Origin of the sequence: Aeromonas simiae, from assembly GCF_000820125.1 — a bacterium.
In the GTDB taxonomy this organism is placed as follows: Bacteria; Pseudomonadota; Gammaproteobacteria; order Enterobacterales; family Aeromonadaceae; genus Aeromonas; species Aeromonas simiae.
The window spans coordinates 1-1,364 of the sequence record NZ_CDBY01000083.1 but is presented as its reverse complement, the minus strand read 5'-3'; the positions used below and the strand labels follow the sequence as shown (position 1 = coordinate 1,364).

The window sequence follows — 1,364 nt, the reverse complement described above, 5'->3', positions numbered from 1 at the left end:
CGCCATGGCGGCGGCCGCCGCCGTGTTGCCCGAGTCCTCCATGTTGAGCACGGCGACGGCGGCCAGCACGCTGTCGCTCGAGTAGAGGAAGATCACCGCCGAGGTGGTGGTCATGGCGTTGACGAACAGGTAGACGACGATCTCGAGCAAGGCGGGTAGCATGGCCGGCAGGGTGATCTTCAAGAAGGCCCGGCGCAGCGGGATGCGCAAGGAGAGGGCCACCAGCTCCAGCTCGCGCGGCAGCTGCTTGAGGGCGGTGAGCGCCGTCATGTGGCCCACCGTGTAGTAGTGCACCACGCAGGAGAGCACCAGCAGGATCAGGGTGCCATAGAGCGCCGAGAGGGGGTTGCCTGGCTGGTTGAAAAAGAAGATGTAGCCAAGCCCAAGCACCATGCCGGGCACCGCCAGCGACAGCATGGCCAGCAGGTGGAACAGCTGGCGCAGCGGGGCGAAGTGGCGCCCCTTCTCCTGGGCCCAGGCGAGCAGCACGATAAGGCCGGTGCCGGTCAGCGCCGTGAGGGCGCCGAGCTTGAGGGTGTTGGCAAACGGGAGCCAGCCATAGACGCTGTTGGCATCGAAGCGGTAGTGGTCGAGGCTGAGCGTCAGGTTGTAGGGCCAGAACTGCACCAGCGAGCCGTAGACCGCCATGCCGAGCAGGGCGAGAAAGGCCAGCGCCCACAGCGAGCACCAGAGCAGCGCCAGGGTGTCGCGGACCCGGTGCGGCGCAGGTTGGTAGGGGACGGAGCGGGCACTCACCTGCTCCTGCATGCGCCGGCGCACCCGGTGCTCAAGCAGGAAGCTCAGCAGGGCCGGCAGCAGCAATAGCAGGCTGGCCACGGCCCCCAGCGAGAAGTTTTGCATCCCGATCACCTGACGATAGATGTCGGTGGCCAGCACGTTGAACTGGCCCCCGATCACCTTGGCAACCCCGAAGTCACAGATGGCCAGGGTGAACACCGCGATGGCGGCGCCCAGCAGGCCGTAGCGGGCCCCCGGCAGGGTGACGGTGATGAAGGTGCGCAAGGGGGAGGTGCCGAGCACCCGCGCTGCCTCATAGAGGCGGGCATCGCTGTGACCGAGGGCGGTCACCAGGATCATCAGGGCGTGGGGAAAGCACCAAAAGCCCAGACCTATCACGATGCCAAGCGGCCCGTAGATGCTCTGCCCACCCAGCAGATCCCGCGCCATCCCCTGATTGCCGAACCAGTAGACCAGGCTGATGGCGGGCAGCAGGGAGGGCATCAGGATCGGGATAAGACCGATCAGGCGAAACAGCCCCTTGGCCGGCATGCAGGTGCGCGTCAGGGCGTAGGCATAGCCAAAGGCGATAGTGACCACCAACACCGTGATGATCCCGCCGAGCC

The 1,364-nt window shown here is 66.3% G+C and carries 1 protein-coding gene; it reads right to left on the bottom strand.

Annotated elements, in window-relative coordinates; translation table 11 throughout:
- The coding region (locus BN1134_RS16710; protein ID WP_042048611.1) for a putative 2-aminoethylphosphonate ABC transporter permease subunit at positions 1-1,364 on the bottom strand (1,364 nt) is incomplete at both ends.